We start from the raw sequence: 16,515 nt of genomic DNA, 5'->3' as shown, positions 1-16,515 counted from the left end.
AGGCCCCGCGAGCACACGCTCGCGGGGCCTTCCCGCATCTGGGGGTCGGGAGTCGGGGGAGGGCTCAGCCGAACCGGCGGGCGGCTCTGCGCAGGTCGTACTCGTGGATGATCGCCTTGGCCTGGCCGTACGACAGTTCGTGCGCGCCGCGCAGCCAGCTGACCTTCTCCTCGAACCGGACGAGGGAGGGGCCTTCGTCGACGGTGCGGAGCCAGTCGGAGAGCTCACGACCGGTGGCCTGGGGGATTCTGTCGATCATGTTGCGGTGGGTCTGTTCGGAGAACTCTACGGACATTGGCGCCTCCGGAAGGTTGCCGTGCTGTTCTCTTCACGTCACCGTGCCGGAGAGTTCGCCCGTTGGCAATGGTGCCGGGGCGGCGCGTAAGGTCGGCCGGGTGCTCGATACTTCACCCCTGACCGCCGCCGTGGAACGTTTCGCAGACCGGCTGCGGGCCGCGCCTCAGAGCCGCCTGCAGCAGGGAGCCGCCGCGGCGGCGCTGGAACTGGCACGCGAACTCTCCGCACGGGCGCAGACCTTGGAGGGCGTGCCCGTACGGCAGATGCCGGACGCGGGGATGTTCGTCGTCGGCGACCAGGTGGCGGTGGCCGGGCTGGACCTCGCCGAGGCGCTGCGCGCCGTACGCGAGGGGGACGGCACGACGGCCCCGTCCGGGATGCTGGACGAGGCCGTGGGGCTGGTGGAGCAGGCGGAAGTCAGAGCGATGCGATGACGCGGTCCGCGAGGATGTAGACGTTGCTGTCGGGGTCCTCGGCGTCGCCGCAGGAGAAGGTGAGCGCGTAGGCGCCGGAGATGCCCGAGCCGCCCAGCAGGACCGGCGCGGTGCCCGAGCGCAGGGCCTCGGCGAGGCGCTCCGCGGTCTCCCGGTGGCCGGGGGTCATGCAGAGCGTGGTGCCGTCCGTGAAGACGTACACGTCCAGCGTGCCCAGCGGCCCCGGGCGGACGTCCGCGAGGGCCGTACGGGCCTCCGCGAGCTCCTCCAGGCGGCTGACGGTGCGCTCGTGGTCGGCGCCGGGGGCCGGGGCCTGGACCGGCACGAAGTCGGGGTGCGAGGGGTGGCGCCGGCGGGCGGCGGCCAGCTCGGCCGAATCCTCGGGGTACTCCTCCACGGAGTCCTCGCCGAGCAGCGGCTCCAGGCCCACCAGGTCGGCCTGCCGGGGCAGGAAGACGGGGCTGTCCTCGCCGAGGCCGGGCAGGCCGCCCAGCAGCGACGGGGCGTCGGCGGAGTCGCGGGCCTCCTGCGCGGCCCAGAAGGCGCGCGCCTCGGCGAGCTCGCGCTCGCGCTCCTCGGCGAGGGCTTCGGCCACGGCGGCTCGTATCTCGGCGGCGGGGGACTCCACGGCGCTGCGGGCGTGCGGGACGGTCGCGGCGCGGGCGTGGGCCGGCATCGCCAGCTCGCCGCGCAGGGCCGTGACCTGCTTACGGAGACCGTGGACGGCGTGCAGCGCAGCAGCGCCCACGGCCGTGGCAGCGGCCGTGGTCAGCAGCAGGGCAAGAGACATGGCGCTCACTGACTAACTCCTGAGGTGATTCGATCCCCCGACTTCCTACATCAGAGTGTCCCGACCTGGGAATGGCGTGCAGTGCATTACGTCACGAATTGGACAGGGCTTTGGTCACACCCGGCCCATCCGTACCATCTCTGACCTGCGGACATGCCACTCCCCCGGGACATAGGTCACATCCTGGGGGAGATTCGGTCACAGGTCGGCCGCGACGCGGTTAGATCCGGTGTCAGTACGGGGCAAGGGATCCGGCCGGATCCCTTGCGGCGACTGGGGCCCGCGTCGGCTCAGCCGCTCGGTACCGATCTTCGCCACCGCTGCGGGCAGGTGCCGCCCTCGTTCCTCGGGCGACCCCTACCCTCCGCTCCGGCTCAGCTCAGCCGCTCGCTTTCTTGGTCGCGCTGAGCTTCGCCACCGCTGCGGGCAGGTGCCGTCGCTCGTTCCTCACGACGACCCCTACCCTCCGCTCCGGCTCAGCTCAGCCGCTCGCTTTCTTGGTCGCGCTGAGCTTCGCCACCGCTGCGGGCAGGTGCCGCCCTCGTTCCTCGGGCGACCCCTACCCTCCGCTCCGGCTCAGCTCAGCCGCTCGATGACCATGGCCATGCCCTGGCCGCCGCCCACGCACATCGTCTCCAGACCGAACTGCTTGTCGTGGAACTGCAGGCTGTTGATCAGCGTGCCGGTGATGCGGGCGCCGGTCATCCCGAACGGGTGACCGACGGCGATGGCCCCACCGTTGACGTTCAGCTTGTCCAGCGGGATCTCCAGGTCCCGGTAGGACGGGATGACCTGGGCCGCGAAGGCCTCGTTGATCTCGAACAGGTCGATGTCGCCGACGGTCAGCCCGGCCCGCTTCAGGGCCTGCTTCGACGCCTCGACCGGGCCGAGGCCCATGATCTCCGGGGAGAGGCCGGTGACACCGGTGGAGACGATCCGCGCCAGCGGGGTCAGGCCCAGCTCCCGCGCCTTGGTGTCGCTCATGATGACCAGCGCGGCGGCGCCGTCGTTGAGCGGGCAGCAGTTGGCGGCCGTGACCAGGCCGTCGGGGCGGAAGACGGGCTTGAGGCCCGAGACGCCCTCCATGGTGACACCGGCGCGCGGGCCGTCGTCGGTGGAGACGACCGTGCCGTCGGGGGTGGTGACCGGGGTGATCTCGCGGGCCCAGAAGCCGTTCTTGATGGCCTCCTCGGCCAGGTTCTGGGAGCGGACACCGAACTCGTCCATGTCCTGGCGGGTCACGCCCTTGAGCCGGGCCAGGTTCTCCGCGGTCTGCCCCATCGAGATGTAGGCGTCCGGGATCAGGCCGTCCTCGCGCGGGTCGTGCCAGGAGGAGCCCTCGCTCTGCGCGACGGCGGCCGTACGGGCCTCCGCGTCGGCGAAGAGCGGGTTGTGGGTGTCCGGCAGGCCGTCCGAGGAGCCCTTCATGAACCGGGAGACCGTCTCGACGCCCGCGGAGATGAAGACGTCGCCCTCGCCGGCCTTGATGGCGTGCAGCGCCATGCGGGAGGTCTGGAGCGAGGAGGAGCAGTACCGGGTGATCGTGGTGCCCGGCAGGTAGTCCATGCCCATCTGCACGGCCACGATGCGGGCCAGGTTGTGGCCCTGCTCGCCGCCGGGGAGGCCGCAGCCGAGCATCAGGTCGTCGATCTGGCGCGGGTCCAGCTCGGGGACCTTGGCGAGGGCGGCCTGGATGATCGTGGCGGTCAGGTCGTCCGGACGGACGTCCTTGAGGGACCCCTTGCCGGCGCGCCCGATCGGGGAGCGGGCAGTGGAAACGATGACGGCTTCGGGCATCGAAGGCTCCAAGGGTGTGTTGCGGCTCTATCCGGACCGCAAGCGAAGTTACCGCCCCGTATGGTCGAGGTCACCGGCCTTGGGGTGTGATGCCGGTCGCTCCGCTGCTCGCCGGGGTGTCCGGGGCCCCGGCGCCCGGGGCGGCCGCCCCCGTCGCCCCGGCCGCGTGGACGGCCGGGAGCTCCTCGCCCGGGACCCGCCGACGGCGCCGGTGCTTGAGCAGGGCCCAGGGGCCGCGGGCCGCCGTGACCTCCGTACCGGCCTGTCCGGCCGCGGCCGAGGCGGCCTTGGCCACCGGAAGCATGTCCTCGTCCCGGGACACGTCCAGCCGGTCGGACTCCGGCCACAGTTCGAGCGCCGCGCACAGGGTCGGCAGCATGGCCATGGCGGCGGTCGCGTAGCCCTCCGCCGACGGGTGGTAGGAGTCCGGGCCGAACATCTCGCGCGGGTTCGCGGCGAACTCGGGGCCCAGCAGGTCCCCCATCGAGACCGTACGGGCGCCCAGGGCGACCACCCCTATGGTCTGCGCGGCGGCCAGCTGGCGCGAGACGCGCCGGGCCAGCCACCGCAGCGGCTGGTACACGGGCTCGATGGTGCCCAGGTCCGGGCAGGTGCCCACGACGACCTCGGAGCCCGCCAGCCGCAGCCGGCGTACCGCCCCGGTGAGGCACCGCACGGAGTGGGTCGGCGGCATACGCCGGGTCACGTCGTTCGCGCCGATCATGATCACGCACACGTCCGGGGCGGGCGCGTCGCCGTCCAGGAGCACCGTCACCTGCCGGTCCAGGTCGTCCGACATGGCACCCGACAGGGCCGCGTTGCGCAGCTCGACCGGCCGCTCGGCCACCGCCGCCAGCCCGGAGGCCAGCAGGGCCGCCGGAGTCTGCCGGGCCCGCCGTACGCCGAGCCCCGCGGCCGTGGAGTCGCCCAGCATGCCCAGGCGCAGCGGGCCGGGGCTCAGCTCCGGGCCGCCGAACTCGCTCCCGTACAGCCCGTCCGCGCGCGGCGGATCGCCGAGCCCGGTGCCCACGGTCCGCTTGGCGAACTGGACCTCCGCCAGCACCAGCCCCACGGCGGCGACCCCGACCAGCCCGAGTCCGCCCCCGCCGTACGCTGCGCCCGCCGCGATCCGGCGGGCCGTTCTCGCCCTGGACACCCTTCAGGCCACCTCGCTCCCTTGTCGGGCCTTGTTGACGTACCTGCCCCGTACGTACGGTCGGTCAATCCCTTTCCGCATAGTCTGGCCATGCCTCCCGGAGAACCCGTGGAGTCCCGTCCTTGGAGAACATGGTGCAATTCCACGACTCGATGATCAGCCTCGTCGGCAACACCCCGCTGGTGAAGCTCAACCGTGTGACCGAAGGCCTGCAGGCCACCGTCCTTGCGAAGGTCGAGTACTTCAATCCCGGTGGATCCGTGAAGGACCGGATCGCCGTACGGATGATCGAGGCCGCCGAGCAGAGCGGAGCCCTCAAGCCCGGTGGCACCATCGTGGAGCCGACCAGCGGCAACACGGGTGTAGGACTCGCCATCGTGGCCCAGCAGAAGGGCTACAAGTGCATCTTCGTCTGCCCTGACAAGGTGTCCATGGACAAGATCAACGTGCTGCGCGCGTACGGCGCCGACGTCGTGGTCTGCCCGACCGCCGTCGACCCCGAGCACCCGGACTCGTACTACAACGTGTCCGACCGCCTCGTGCGCGAGACCCCGGGCGCCTGGAAGCCCGACCAGTACAGCAACCCGAACAACCCCCGTTCGCACTACGAGACCACCGGTCCCGAGCTGTGGGAGCAGACGGACGGGAAGATCACCCACTTCGTCGCCGGCGTCGGCACGGGCGGCACGATCTCCGGTACCGGCAACTACCTCAAGGAGGTCAGCGGCGGGAAGGTCAAGGTCATCGGCGCCGACCCCGAGGGCTCGGTGTACTCCGGCGGCAGCGGCCGTCCGTACCTCGTCGAGGGCGTCGGCGAGGACTTCTGGCCGACGGCCTACGACCCGAACGTGACGGACGAGATCATCGCGGTGTCCGACAAGGACTCCTTCCAGATGACCCGCCGCCTCGCCAAGGAGGAGGGCCTCCTCGTCGGCGGCTCCTGCGGCATGGCGGTCGTCGCCGCGCTGAAGGCGGCCGAGGGCCTGGGCCCGGACGACGTCGTCGTCGTCCTGCTGCCGGACAGCGGCCGCGGCTACATGAGCAAGATCTTCAGCGACGAGTGGATGGCGGGACACGGCTTCCTGGAGGAGGCCGGACCGTCCGCCCGCATCGGAGACGTGCTCGACGACAAGGAGGGCGGTATCCCCTCCCTCGTCCACATGCACCCCGAGGAGACGGTCGGCGAGGCGATCGACGTGCTGCGCGAGTACGGCGTCTCGCAGATGCCGATCGTCAAGCCGGGCGCCGGTCACCCGGACGTGATGGCCGCCGAGGTCATCGGCTCCGTGGTCGAGAAGGAGCTGTTGGCGGCGCTGTTCGCGCAGCGGGCCTCGCTGGGCGACCCGCTGGAGAAGCACATGAGCTCGCCGCTGCCCCAGGTCGGCTCCGGCGAGCCGGTGTCCGAGCTGATGGCGGTGCTGGGCGAGGCGGACGCGGCGATCGTGCTGGTGGAGGGCAAGCCGACCGGCGTCGTCAGCCGCCAGGACCTGCTGGCGTTCCTGGCCAAGGGCGCGAAGTAGCGGCTACGCAGAGGCGCACGGCCGTCGCGCAAACGGTACGGGCACGACACGTGACGGCAGCACCGTCTTAACACGCCTCCGGCACAGTGGTGGTTGTCGGCAGGGAAGCCCGGGAGACCGGGGCCCGGCCGGCACCACCGAACGGCGTTGCGTGCCTCCGGAGCGGCTCCCGGACCGCGTGGACGCCACCGGACGCGGACGGCCCTGACCCGGCCCGTGTCCTTCGCGGGGACCGCCGTCGTCCCGACCCCGGGCAACCGGGGTGCGGCGGTCCCCGCGCTAACTCTTCCCCGCGCTAACTCTTCCCCGCGCTAACTCTTCCCGGGGCGCCGCAGCCGCTTCGAGGCGTGGACGAAGTTCACGCCCAGGATCCCGGCCCAGGCGACCAGGAGCCCGCTCAGGTGGGCGTGGGCGGCGCCGATGGCCGACAGCGGGATCGCCAGGACCAGCGTGACGATGGCGAAGCCGAAGCGTTCGCCGAAGTTCCCCTCCGCCGGGGCGGACGGACCGGCGGGGCCCCGCGCGGCGGACAGGCGGTCCTCCGCGAGCCGCCGCCTGACCTGCGTGTCGACCTTCTCGACGAACGAGTCCACCAGCGCGGCCTCGTACTCCGGACCCAGCTCCCGCCGGGCGTCCAGCGTGGCGGCGAGTTCCTTCTTCAGCTCTCGGGCATGCACGTCCATCCCCCCACCGTAGGAACGGCCGCGGGCCCCGGCACTGGGGCTAGCCCCCGAATCCGGATCGCGGGCGCGGCTTGCCGTGCTGCATAACCACATGCAGAGTGCTCGGTGACTGAATATCTCACCGGGACGGAGGGGACGGGCATGAGCGACAGCCCGGCCGCGCGGCTGCAGAAGCTCTTCGAGGGGCACCGGCTGACGCCGACCCAGCGGCGGATCGCGCACTGCATGGTGCGCGGAGCGGCGGAGGTGCCGTTCCTGTCGAGCGTGGAGCTCGCCGAGCTGGCCGGGGTGAGCCAGCCGTCGGTGACCCGGTTCGCCGTGGCGCTGGGCTTCGACGGGTATCCCGCACTGCGCCGGCACCTGCGCGAGGTGGCCCCCGCCGAGCGGGCGGAGACGGGGCACGAGGACGCGTACAACGAGTACCAGCAGGCGGTCCAGGGCGAGATCGAGAACCTGCGCCGGCTCGCGGCGATGCTCGCCGATCCCGCGCCCGTCCAGGAGGCGGGCCGGCTGCTCGCCGCCTCGACCCCGCTGCCGGTGCTGGGGCTGCGGGCGGCGTCCTCGCAGGCGCGCGGGTTCGCGTACTTCGCCGCGAAGGTGCATCCGGACGTACGGCTCCTCGACGAGGGCGGCTCGATGCTGGAGGACCGGATCGACGCGGCCGTCGGCGCGGGCGCCTCGGCGCTGCTCTGCTTCGCGCTGCCCCGCCACCCCCGGGAGGTCGTGGACACCCTGGAGCGCTCCCGGCGGGCCGGGCTGACCGTGGTGACGGTCGCGGACTCGGTCTTCGCGCCGGTGGCCCGCCACTCGGACCTGCTGATCCCGGCGCCGGTCGGGACCGGGCTGGCCTTCGACACGGCGTGTGCGCCGATGCTGCTGGGCCGGGTGCTGCTGGAGGCGATGGCGGACGCCCTGCCGGACGCACAGGCCCGGCTGGAGGTCTTCGACACGCAGGCCGCGGCGCGGGGACTGTTCGTGGAGTAGGGCTCAGCGGTAATTGAGCTCGGCCAGCTCGGTGGCCAGGCGGGTGCGCAGCGCCGGGATGCGGGCGAGGACGGGGAGCAGGGTGTTGCGTAGGGCGCGCAGGGCCGGGTTCCGGGTGGTGGCGACGCGGGTCATCCGGTCGGTGAGGGCGACCACCCGCAGGGCGACCGGGCGGCGGCGCGCCTCGTAGCCGTCGAGGTCGCCGGTGGCCAGTGCGCGGCCGAGGGCGTACGCGTCCTGGACGCCGGTGTTCATGCCCTGCCCGCCGGCCGGGCTGTGCACGTGGGCGGCGTCACCGGCGAGGAGCAGCCGGCCGACGCGGTAGCGGTCGGCGACCCGGTGGTGGATCCGGAACCGGGAGGACCAGACGAGGGCGGTGACGGTGGCCTGGCCGGGGGCGCGCTCGTCCAGCAGGTGCTGCACGAAGGCGAGGTCCGGCTCGGCGGGGGCCTCGGCGGCCGTCGCGACGACCCGGTAGCGCCTTCCTCCGGGGCCTGCGGCGGGGGAGGTGCCCGCGGGCAGCGGTGCGACCACGGCCAGCCCGGCGGCGCCGAAGGTGAGGGAGACCTCGCCCGGGCCCGGAACCCAGTCCATGGCGACGTCGGCCAGCACGAAGGACTCCTCGTAGGGGCTGCCGCTGAAGCCGATCCCGGCGGCCTCGCGGACCTTGCTGTGCATTCCGTCGGCGCCGACGGCGTAGGAGGCGCGCAGGGTCTCGCCCGTGGCCGTCGTGAGGGTGGCCCCGTCCGCGCTCTGGGCGACTGCGGTGACCTCGTACGGGCGGTGGACGTCCCCGCCGAGGGCGCGCAGGCGCGCCAGGAGCACGGCCTCGGTCTCGTACTGGGGGACCATCAGCGCGTACGGGTGGGCGGTGCGCAGGCCGTCGAAGGGGATCGCGGCGAGCGGGCGGGCCCCGTCGCGGATCCGGAACCGGCTGACCGGGATGCCGCGGCCGATCAGGTCGGCCGAGAGGGCGCCGGTCGGGTCGAGCTCGTCCAGGACCTCCAGGGTCCGGGCGTGCACGACGGCCGCGCGGGACGTGTTGGCGCCCTCGGCCTGCCGGTCGAGGAGGACGAAGCCGAGGCCCGCCTCGGCCAGGGTGACGGCGAGGGCGAGACCGGTGGGTCCGGCGCCGACGATGGCGACGTCCGTGGTGGCGGGGAGTGCGGTGCTGGTCATGCGGGCCTCCTCCGGCGGGCCAACGTTTGTTGGCCAACGGCTGTTGACATCAGGATGCGCCTGCCGGGGCTGGCATGTCAACGGCTGTTGGCCTACGGTTGTTGGCATGACGGCGCGACGCACCTCCGACACCACCAAGACGGCCATCCTGCGGGCGGCGCGCGAGCGCTTCGCCGCGCAGGGGTACGAGCGCACCACCATCCGGGCCGTCGCGGCGGACGCGGAGATCGACCCGTCGATGGTCATGCGCTACTTCGGCAGCAAGGAGCAGCTCTTCGACGCCGCCCTGGCCGTGGACCTGCGGCTGCCGGACCTGGGTGCCGTGCCCGTGGCCGAGCTCCCCGCCGCCCTCGTACGGCACTTCGTGCAGCGGTGGGAGGGTGATCCGGCCGACGACGCGCTCCTGGTGCTGCTGCGCTCGGCGGTGACGAACGAGCGGGCGGCGGAGCGGATGCGGGAGGTGTTCGCCGCCCAGGTCGCCCCGGCGCTGGCGGCGGCCCTCGGTCCCGAGCGGGCCGCCCGCGTGGCGGGCCTGGTCTCCACCCAGCTGCTGGGCCTGGCCCTGACCCGCTACCTCCTGCGGCTGCCCGCGGTGACCGCCCTGACCCCGGACGGCCTCGTCGCGGGCCTGGCCCCGGCCCTGGCGGTCACGCTCGCCGGCTGAACCCCGTCCGGGCTCCGTCCGGCTACGTCGCCCCGCGCCACGACAAGGCCGTCAACGGCCAGGCGGACAGCGCCTAGAGCAGCAGCGCGTCCCCGAACGCGCCGCCGGCCTCCGCGACGATTTCCGTGAGGGACTGCGCCGGGCGGACCAGGGCGAAGCGGACCTCCCCCTCCGGGGTGACCGCGAAGCCGTGGACCGCCGGGCGCGGCAGGCTGTTGTAGCCGTAGTGGGCGGTGAAGAAGTACGCGCCCGTGTCGGGGACGCCGATCAGGTCGCCCGGGTCCAGCCGCGGCAGCTCCCGGGCCGTGGCGAGCAGGTCGCCCGCGAAGCAGGCCGGGCCGGCGACGTCCTGGGCGACGGGGTCACCGTCCTTCGGGGCGCCCTTCGCGTCGTACGGCAGGATCCGCAGCGGCCAGGCCGCCGGGGCGTACACCGTCCGGGTCGCCAGCTGGACCCCCGCGTGGGTGAGGGCGATCGGGCGGGCCCCGGTGGTCTTGGTGTACTCCACCCGGGCGAGGACCAGCCCGTGCTTGGCCAGCAGGGACCGGCCGAACTCCGTGACCAGGCCGTACGAGCCGTCGAAGAGCGCGGGAGCCGCCTCGCGCAGGGCGCTCACGTACTGCGCGTACGTCGGGGTCCGCTCGTCCGAGGCGAAGTTCACCGGCAGGCCGCCGCCGATGTCGAGGGTGTCGACCTGGCGGCGTCCCGCCGCCGCGTTGATCTCCTCGGCCAGCGCGTGCAGCTCCCGCACGCCCTGCGCGATCAGCGGCAGCGGGACGCCCTGCGAGCCCGAGTGGGTGTGCAGCCGGGTCAGCCACGGGCGGTCGAGGAAGGCCCGTACGAGCCACTCGCGCGCGCCCGGGTCGCGCAGCGCGATCCCGAACTTCGAGGTCGCCGTGGCGGTGGACAGGGCGTCGATGGATCCGGCCCCGGTCTGGGGGTTGATCCGGACCCCGATCGGGGACCGGGACGGGGCCGCGGCGACCAGGGCGTCCAGCCGCTCCAGCTCCTGCCGGTTGTCGGCGTTGACGGCGACGCCGAGGTCCAGGGCCTCGCGCAGCTCGGCCGCCGTCTTGGCGGGGGAGTCCAGGACGGTCCGCTCCGCCTCCACCCCGGCCGCCCGGGCCAGCGCCAGCTCGCCGGGGCTGGCCACCTCGCAGCCGACCCCCGAGTCCGCCAGCAGCCGCAGCACCGGGACGAGCGGGGCGGCCTTGACCGCGAAGGTGTGCAGGACGGGGGTCCCGGGCGCCACCGCGGCCTCGAATGCGCTGGTCAGGGCGGTGGCGGAGGACCGGATCCCGGCCACGTCCAGCAGGCAGACCAGGGGATCGGAGCCGTCCGCCCCGCCCACCAGACCCTGCTCGACCGCGGCCCGTACGGCCAGGTCACGGCGCGCTGTGGCGCCCTCCTCGTGCGTCCTCGCGTGCATGCCCGAAGGCACCTCGGCAGCCATGTCCGCCAGCCAATCATCCGGCGGGTCGGCCCGCAGCTGTTGACTGAATCTATTCAGGAAGTCAGGATGTGAATAGATTGAACCAACACCGGAGGAGGCACCGCCATGTCAGGACCCCGCCCCGTACGCGCCGCGCGAGGCACCGAGCTGAGCACCCTGGGATGGCAGCAGGAAGCCGCCCTCCGCATGCTGCAGAACAACCTCGACCCCGAGGTCGCCGAGCACCCCGACAAGCTCGTCGTCTACGGCGGCACCGGCAAGGCCGCCCGCGACTGGCGCTCGTACGACGCCATGGTCCGCACTCTGCGGACGCTCAAGCAGGACGAGACGATGCTCGTCCAGTCCGGCCGCCCGGTCGGCGTCATGCAGACCCACGAGTGGGCCCCGCGCGTCCTGCTGGCCAACTCCAACCTCGTCGGCGACTGGGCCAACTGGGAGGAGTTCCGCCGCCTGGAGCACCTCGGCCTGACCATGTACGGCCAGATGACCGCCGGCTCCTGGATCTACATCGGCACCCAGGGCATCCTCCAGGGCACCTACGAGACCTTCGCCGCCGTCGCCGCCAAGAAGTTCGGCGGCACCCTCGCCGGCACCATCACCCTGACCGCCGGCCTCGGCGGCATGGGCGGCGCCCAGCCGCTGGCCGTGACGATGAACGACGGCGTTGCGATCTGCATCGACGTCGACCCGCGCGCCATCGAGCGCCGCATCGAGCACCGCTACCTGGACGTGAAGGCCGACAACCTCCAGCACGCCCTCCAGCTCGCCGTCGAGGCCCGCGACGCCCGCAAGCCGCTCTCCATCGGCCTGCTCGGCAACGCCGCCGACCTGCTCCCGCAGATGCTCGCCGAGGGCGCCCCGATCGACATCGTGACGGACCAGACCTCCGCCCACGACCCGCTCGCCTACCTGCCGACCGGCGTCGACTTCGAGGACATGGCGGACTACGCGGCCAAGGACCCGGCCGGCTTCACCACGCGGGCCCGCGAGTCCATGGCCAAGCACGTCGAGGCCATGGTCGGCTTCATGGACGCGGGCTCCGAGGTCTTCGACTACGGCAACTCCATCCGCGGCGAGGCCCAGCTGGCAGGCTACGACCGCGCCTTCGCCTTCCCCGGCTTCGTCCCCGCCTACATCCGCCCGCTGTTCTGCGAGGGCAAGGGCCCCTTCCGCTGGGCGGCGCTGTCCGGCGAGGCCTCGGACATCCACAAGACCGACAAGGCGATGCTGGAGCTCTTCCCCGAGAACGAGTCCCTGCACCGCTGGATCAAGATGGCCGGCGAGCGCGTCCACTTCCAGGGCCTGCCCGCGCGCATCTGCTGGCTCGGCTACGGCGAGCGCGACAAGGCCGGCGAGCGCTTCAACGAGATGGTCGCCGACGGCACCCTCGCCGCCCCGCTGGTCATCGGCCGCGACCACCTCGACTGCGGTTCGGTGGCCTCCCCGTACCGCGAGACCGAGGCCATGCTCGACGGCTCCGACGCGATCGCCGACTGGCCGCTGCTCAACGCCATGGTCAACGTCGCCTCCGGCGCCTCCTGGGTCTCGATCCACCACGGCGGCGGCGTCGGCATGGGCCGCTCGATCCACGCGGGCCAGGTCACCGTCGCCGACGGCACCAAGCTCGCGGGCGAGAAGATCCGCCGCGTCCTCACCAACGACCCGGGCATGGGCGTCATCCGCCACGTCGACGCCGGCTACGACATCGCCGAGACGGTGGCCGACGAGCGCGGCGTCCGCGTCCCCATGCGCGAGGGTGACTCCGCGTGAGTGAGGCTTCCTCCTTCCACACCATGTGGGCGGAACTCGCTCCCGTCGGGCGCGACGCCGGCAGCGGCGGGTACCGACGGTACGCCTGGAGCGGGGCCGACGCCGACTGCCGGACCTGGTTCCAGGAGCAGGCCGAGGCGCGCGGGCTGACGTACGAGACCGACCGCAACGGCAACCAGTGGGCCTGGCTCGGCGACCCCCTCGCGGGGGACGCCGTGGTCACCGGCTCCCACCTGGACTCCGTCCCCGACGGCGGGGCCTTCGACGGCCCCCTCGGCGTGGTGTCCTCCTTCGCGGCCCTGGACGAACTCCGCAGGAAGGGCGCGGAGTTCACCAGGCCGCTCGCCATCACCAACTTCGGTGACGAGGAAGGGGCCCGCTTCGGGCTCGCCTGCGTCGGCTCCCGGCTCGCCGCCGGGCAGCTGACCAAGGAGAAGGCGTACGAGCTCCGCGACGCCGACGGCATCTCCCTGCCCCAGGCCATGGAGGCCGCCGGATACGACCCCGAGGGCATCGGGGCCGACCCCGACCGTCTCGGCCGGATCGGCGCCTTCGTCGAACTGCACGTGGAGCAGGGCCGGGCCCTGGACCTGTCCGGGGACCGCGTCGGCATCGCCTCCGCGATCTGGCCGCACGGCCGCTGGCGGTTCGACTTCCGCGGCGAGGCCAACCACGCGGGCACCACCCGCCTGGTGGACCGCCGCGACCCGATGCTCACGTACGCGGCGACCGTGCTGGCCGCCCGTACCGAGGCGGCCCTCGCCGGGGCCGTGGCCACCTTCGGGAAGATCTCGGTCGAGCCCAACGGGGTCAACGCCATCCCCTCCCTCGTGCGGGGCTGGCTCGACTCCCGCGCCGCCGACCAGGCCACCCTCGACACGGTCGTCACCGCCATCGAGAAGGCCGCCCGCGAGCGCGCCGACCAGGACGGCATCGACCTCGGAATCGTCCGGGAGTCCTTCACCCCGGTCGTCGAGTTCGAGCACGCCCTGCGCGACGAGATGAACCGGATCCTGGGCGGAGCCGTCCCCGTACTCGGCACCGGGGCGGGACACGACGCCGGAATCCTCTCCGCGGCCGTCCCGACCGCGATGCTGTTCGTGCGCAACCCCACCGGCGTCTCCCACTCCCCGCGGGAGTTCGCCGCCGAGGACGACTGCGTGGCCGGCGTCCTCGCCCTCGCCGACGTACTGGAAGGTCTGGCATGCCGTTGAACACGCACGGCCGCAAGACGTACTGGCTGGAGCACGCCTGGCTCGGCACTCGTGTCGAGCCGGGCGTGGCCCTGGAAACAGGGGCCGACGGCCGGATCGCCGCGGTGCGCACCGGCGTCGCGACCCCGCCCCCCGGCGCGGAGATCCTGCGCGGCCTCACCCTCCCGGGTCTGGCCAACGCCCACAGCCACGCCTTCCACCGGGCCCTGCGCTCCACGGTCCAGGTCGGCTCCGGCACCTTCTGGACCTGGCGCGACTTCATGTACAAGGTCGCCCAGAACCTCACCCCCGACACGTACTTCGCGCTCGCCCGCGCCGTGTACGCGGAGATGGCGCTGGCCGGCATCACGAACGTCGGCGAGTTCCACTACGTCCACCACGCCCCGGGCGGCGCCCCGTACGCCGACCCGAACGCGATGGGCGAGGCCCTGATCGAGGCCGCCGCCGAGGCGGGCATCCGGATCACCCTCCTCGACACCGCCTACCTCTCGGCGGGCTTCGGCGAGGCCCCGAACCCGCACCAGCTGCGCTTCTCCGACGGCACCGCCGACGCGTGGGCGGAGCGGGTGAGCGCCCTGGGGCCGCGCGAGCACGCCCTGATCGGCGCGGCGATCCACTCGGTGCGCGCCGTGCCCGCCGAACAGCTGGCCACCGTCGCACGCTGGGCCGAGGAGCGCCGGGCCCCGCTGCACGTCCACCTCTCCGAGCAGACCGCGGAGAACGACGCGTGCCAGGCCGCGCACGGCCGGACCCCGACCCAGCTCCTCGCCGACCACGGCGTGCTCGGGCCGCGCACCACCGGCGTCCACAACACGCACCTCACCGACGGGGACATCGCCCTCCTCGGCACCACCACCACCGGCACCTGCATGTGCCCCACCACGGAACGCGACCTCGCCGACGGCATCGGCCCGGCGACCCGCCTCCAGCGCGCGGGCAGCCCGCTCTCCCTCGGCAGCGACAGCCACGCCGTGATCGACCTGCTCGAAGAGGCCCGCGCGATGGAGCTCGACGAGCGCCTGCGCAGCCGTACCCGGGGCCACTGGACGGCGAACGCGCTGCTGACCGCGGCGACCGCCGACGGCCACGCGGCGCTCGGCCGGCCCGACGCGGGCCGCCTGGAGGCGGGCGCGCTCGCGGACTTCACCACCATCGCCCTGGACTCCGTACGGACGGCGGGCCCGCTGCCGAGCCTCGGCGCCGAGACGGCGGTCTTCGCCGCGACGGCCGCCGATGTCCGCCACACGGTGGTGGGCGGCCGTCACGTGGTCCGCGACGGAGCCCACACCCTGGTCCCGGACGTCCCGTCCGCCCTGACCGAGTCCATCGCGGCCGTCCGCGGCTGACGTTGTGGGGGTTCCCCCCAGGAACCCTCTGAGAGGAACCCCCATGGCCACCACCGTCATCACCAACATCGCAAGCCTCGTCACCAACGACCCCGCCCTCGGCGACGGATCCCCTCTGGGTCTGATCCAGGACGCCGCGGTCGTCGTCGACGCGGACCGCATCGCCTGGGTCGGCCCCGCCGACAAGGCTCCGGCGGCGGACGGCACGTACGACGCCGACGGCCGGGCCGTCATCCCCGGCTTCGTCGACTCCCACTCGCACCTGGTCTTCGCGGGCGACCGCACCGCGGAGTTCAACGCCCGAATGTCCGGCCGCAGTTACTCCGCCGGCGGCATCCGGACCACCGTCGCCGCCACCCGCGCCGCCACAGACGCCGAGCTCGAAGCCAACCTGGTGCGCCACCTGGACGAGGCCCGCCGCCAGGGCACCACCACCTTCGAGACCAAGTCGGGCTACGGCCTCACCACCGCCGACGAGGCCCGCGCCCTGCGCATCGCCGCCGCGCACACCGAAGAGGTCACCTACCTCGGCGCGCACATCGTCTCCCCGGACTACGCCGAGGACCCGGCCGGCTACGTGGACCTCGTCACCGGCGAGATGCTGGCCGCCTGCGCCCCGTACGCCCGCTGGGTGGACGTCTTCTGCGAGAAGGGCGCCTTCGACGGGGACCAGGCCCGCGTGATCCTCACCGCGGGCGCCGGCGCCGGGCTGATCCCGCGCGTCCACGCCAACCAGCTCTCCTACGGCCCCGGCGTCCAGCTCGCCGTCGAGCTCGAAGCCGCCTCCGCGGACCATTGCACCCACCTCACCGACGCGGACGTCGACGCCCTGGCCCAGGCCGCCGCCACCACGGTGGCCACCCTGCTGCCCGGCGCCGAGTTCTCCACCCGCGCCCAGTGGCCCGACGCCCGGCGCCTGATCGACGCGGGAGCCACCGTCGCGCTGTCCACGGACTGCAACCCCGGCTCCTCCTACACCAGCTCGATGCCGTTCTGCATCGCGCTCGCCGTCCGCGACATGCGGATGACCCCCGACGAGGCCCTGTGGTCCGCGACGGCCGGCGGCGCCCGCGCGCTGCGCCGCACCGACATCGGCGCCGTCACGCCCGGAGCCCGCGCCGACCTGGCCCTCCTGGACGCTCCCAGCCACGTCCACCTGGCCTACCGCCCCGGTGTCCCGCTCGTTTCCGCGGTGTGGCAGAAGGGTGTCCGCGTCCGCTGACGAACA

The 16,515-nt window shown here is 73.3% G+C and carries 15 protein-coding genes; 8 read left to right on the top strand and 7 right to left on the bottom strand.

Features of this window, described 5'->3' with window-relative positions:
- Window positions 1–64: 64 nt before the first annotated feature.
- Window positions 65–295 (bottom strand): DUF4287 domain-containing protein, encoded by a 231-nt coding sequence (locus tag OG737_RS11170; protein WP_069920555.1) that lies wholly within the window; start codon window positions 293–295, stop codon window positions 65–67.
- 100 nt (window positions 296–395) lie between these two features.
- Here OG737_RS11170 and OG737_RS11165 point away from each other — a divergent pair, with 100 nt between their 5' ends.
- On the top strand, window positions 396–731 hold the full coding sequence (locus OG737_RS11165) for a hypothetical protein (RefSeq protein WP_328926045.1): 336 nt from the start codon (window positions 396–398) through the stop codon (window positions 729–731).
- Here OG737_RS11165 and OG737_RS11160 read toward each other — a convergent pair.
- From OG737_RS11160 to OG737_RS11150, 3 genes are all read right to left on the bottom strand, one after another.
- The gene (locus OG737_RS11160) at window positions 715–1,521 is read right to left on the bottom strand and encodes a hypothetical protein (protein ID WP_405681412.1); all 807 of its coding nucleotides are present in this window, start codon (window positions 1,519–1,521) and stop codon (window positions 715–717) included. The genes OG737_RS11165 and OG737_RS11160 overlap by 17 nt on opposite strands.
- Window positions 1,522–2,097: 576 nt before the next feature.
- Complete coding sequence (locus OG737_RS11155; RefSeq protein WP_328926044.1) at window positions 2,098–3,318, bottom strand: acetyl-CoA C-acetyltransferase; 1,221 nt, start codon at window positions 3,316–3,318, stop codon at window positions 2,098–2,100.
- Window positions 3,319–3,388: 70 nt separating this feature from the next.
- The gene (locus tag OG737_RS11150; RefSeq protein ID WP_328926043.1) at window positions 3,389–4,474 is read right to left on the bottom strand and encodes an SGNH/GDSL hydrolase family protein; all 1,086 of its coding nucleotides are present in this window, start codon (window positions 4,472–4,474) and stop codon (window positions 3,389–3,391) included.
- 134 nt (window positions 4,475–4,608) lie between these two features.
- Between OG737_RS11150 and OG737_RS11145 the strand changes: the two genes are divergently transcribed.
- Window positions 4,609–5,994: a cystathionine beta-synthase gene (locus OG737_RS11145; protein WP_328930289.1), complete on the top strand. Its 1,386-nt coding sequence runs from the start codon at window positions 4,609–4,611 to the stop codon at window positions 5,992–5,994.
- A gap of 311 nt (window positions 5,995–6,305) precedes the next feature.
- Here the strand turns inward: OG737_RS11145 and OG737_RS11140 are convergent, their stop codons facing one another.
- Complete coding sequence (locus OG737_RS11140) at window positions 6,306–6,677, bottom strand: hypothetical protein (RefSeq protein WP_328926042.1); 372 nt, start codon at window positions 6,675–6,677, stop codon at window positions 6,306–6,308.
- 141 nt (window positions 6,678–6,818) lie between these two features.
- Between OG737_RS11140 and OG737_RS11135 the strand changes: the two genes are divergently transcribed.
- Complete coding sequence (locus OG737_RS11135; RefSeq protein ID WP_328926041.1) at window positions 6,819–7,661, top strand: MurR/RpiR family transcriptional regulator; 843 nt, start codon at window positions 6,819–6,821, stop codon at window positions 7,659–7,661.
- 3 nt (window positions 7,662–7,664) lie between these two features.
- Here OG737_RS11135 and OG737_RS11130 read toward each other — a convergent pair whose 3' ends face one another.
- The gene (locus tag OG737_RS11130; RefSeq protein WP_328926040.1) at window positions 7,665–8,840 is read right to left on the bottom strand and encodes an FAD-dependent monooxygenase; all 1,176 of its coding nucleotides are present in this window, start codon (window positions 8,838–8,840) and stop codon (window positions 7,665–7,667) included.
- Between the two features lie 106 nt (window positions 8,841–8,946).
- On the opposite strand from OG737_RS11130, the gene OG737_RS11125 reads away from it, so the two are divergent.
- The gene (locus OG737_RS11125) at window positions 8,947–9,504 is read left to right on the top strand and encodes a TetR family transcriptional regulator (RefSeq protein WP_405679829.1); all 558 of its coding nucleotides are present in this window, start codon (window positions 8,947–8,949) and stop codon (window positions 9,502–9,504) included.
- Between the two features lie 73 nt (window positions 9,505–9,577).
- Here the strand turns inward: OG737_RS11125 and OG737_RS11120 are convergent, their stop codons facing one another.
- Window positions 9,578–10,957, bottom strand: coding sequence for a diaminopimelate decarboxylase (locus OG737_RS11120; RefSeq protein WP_328926038.1), 1,380 nt, complete (start codon window positions 10,955–10,957; stop codon window positions 9,578–9,580).
- 105 nt (window positions 10,958–11,062) lie between these two features.
- On the opposite strand from OG737_RS11120, the gene hutU reads away from it, so the two are divergent.
- The 4 genes from hutU to hutI are packed head-to-tail and all read left to right on the top strand — an operon-like array spanning window position 11,063 to window position 16,509.
- Window positions 11,063–12,727, top strand: a complete 1,665-nt coding sequence (hutU, locus tag OG737_RS11115; RefSeq protein WP_328926037.1) for a urocanate hydratase — start codon at window positions 11,063–11,065, stop codon at window positions 12,725–12,727.
- Between the two features lie 23 nt (window positions 12,728–12,750).
- Window positions 12,751–13,941: an allantoate amidohydrolase gene (locus OG737_RS11110; RefSeq protein ID WP_328930288.1), complete on the top strand. Its 1,191-nt coding sequence runs from the start codon at window positions 12,751–12,753 to the stop codon at window positions 13,939–13,941.
- Window positions 13,932–15,287 carry a formimidoylglutamate deiminase gene (locus OG737_RS11105; RefSeq protein ID WP_328926036.1) on the top strand — a complete coding sequence of 452 codons (1,356 nt, stop codon included), beginning with the start codon at window positions 13,932–13,934 and terminating at the stop codon, window positions 15,285–15,287. Before OG737_RS11110 ends, OG737_RS11105 begins: the two co-directional genes overlap by 10 nt.
- A gap of 43 nt (window positions 15,288–15,330) precedes the next feature.
- Window positions 15,331–16,509 (top strand): imidazolonepropionase, encoded by a 1,179-nt coding sequence (hutI, locus tag OG737_RS11100; RefSeq protein WP_328926035.1) that lies wholly within the window; start codon window positions 15,331–15,333, stop codon window positions 16,507–16,509.
- Window positions 16,510–16,515 lie beyond the last annotated feature (6 nt).

Source organism: Streptomyces sp. NBC_00122 (assembly GCF_045160845.1).
Classification (GTDB): Bacteria; Actinomycetota; Actinomycetes; order Streptomycetales; family Streptomycetaceae; genus Streptomyces.
Note: the sequence above shows the minus strand (reverse complement) of the source record. Positions and strands in the feature narration are given on the sequence as shown.

Bases quoted from the DNA above. Each gene is read 5' to 3' on its own strand.
- OG737_RS11155 (WP_328926044.1), bottom strand. From the start codon at position 3,318: ATGCCCGAAGCCGTCATCGTTTCCACTGCCCGCTCCCCGATCGGGCGC.
- OG737_RS11105 (WP_328926036.1), top strand. From the start codon at position 13,932: ATGCCGTTGAACACGCACGGCCGCAAGACGTACTGGCTGGAGCACGCC.
- hutU (WP_328926037.1), top strand. From the start codon at position 11,063: ATGTCAGGACCCCGCCCCGTACGCGCCGCGCGAGGCACCGAGCTGAGC.
- hutI (WP_328926035.1), top strand. From the start codon at position 15,331: ATGGCCACCACCGTCATCACCAACATCGCAAGCCTCGTCACCAACGAC.
- OG737_RS11170 (WP_069920555.1), bottom strand. From the start codon at position 295: ATGTCCGTAGAGTTCTCCGAACAGACCCACCGCAACATGATCGACAGA.
- OG737_RS11130 (WP_328926040.1), bottom strand. From the start codon at position 8,840: ATGACCAGCACCGCACTCCCCGCCACCACGGACGTCGCCATCGTCGGC.
- OG737_RS11120 (WP_328926038.1), bottom strand. From the start codon at position 10,957: ATGGCTGCCGAGGTGCCTTCGGGCATGCACGCGAGGACGCACGAGGAG.
- OG737_RS11140 (WP_328926042.1), bottom strand. From the start codon at position 6,677: ATGGACGTGCATGCCCGAGAGCTGAAGAAGGAACTCGCCGCCACGCTG.
- OG737_RS11125 (WP_405679829.1), top strand. From the start codon at position 8,947: ATGACGGCGCGACGCACCTCCGACACCACCAAGACGGCCATCCTGCGG.
- OG737_RS11160 (WP_405681412.1), bottom strand. From the start codon at position 1,521: ATGTCTCTTGCCCTGCTGCTGACCACGGCCGCTGCCACGGCCGTGGGC.
- OG737_RS11135 (WP_328926041.1), top strand. From the start codon at position 6,819: ATGAGCGACAGCCCGGCCGCGCGGCTGCAGAAGCTCTTCGAGGGGCAC.
- OG737_RS11110 (WP_328930288.1), top strand. From the start codon at position 12,751: ATGTGGGCGGAACTCGCTCCCGTCGGGCGCGACGCCGGCAGCGGCGGG.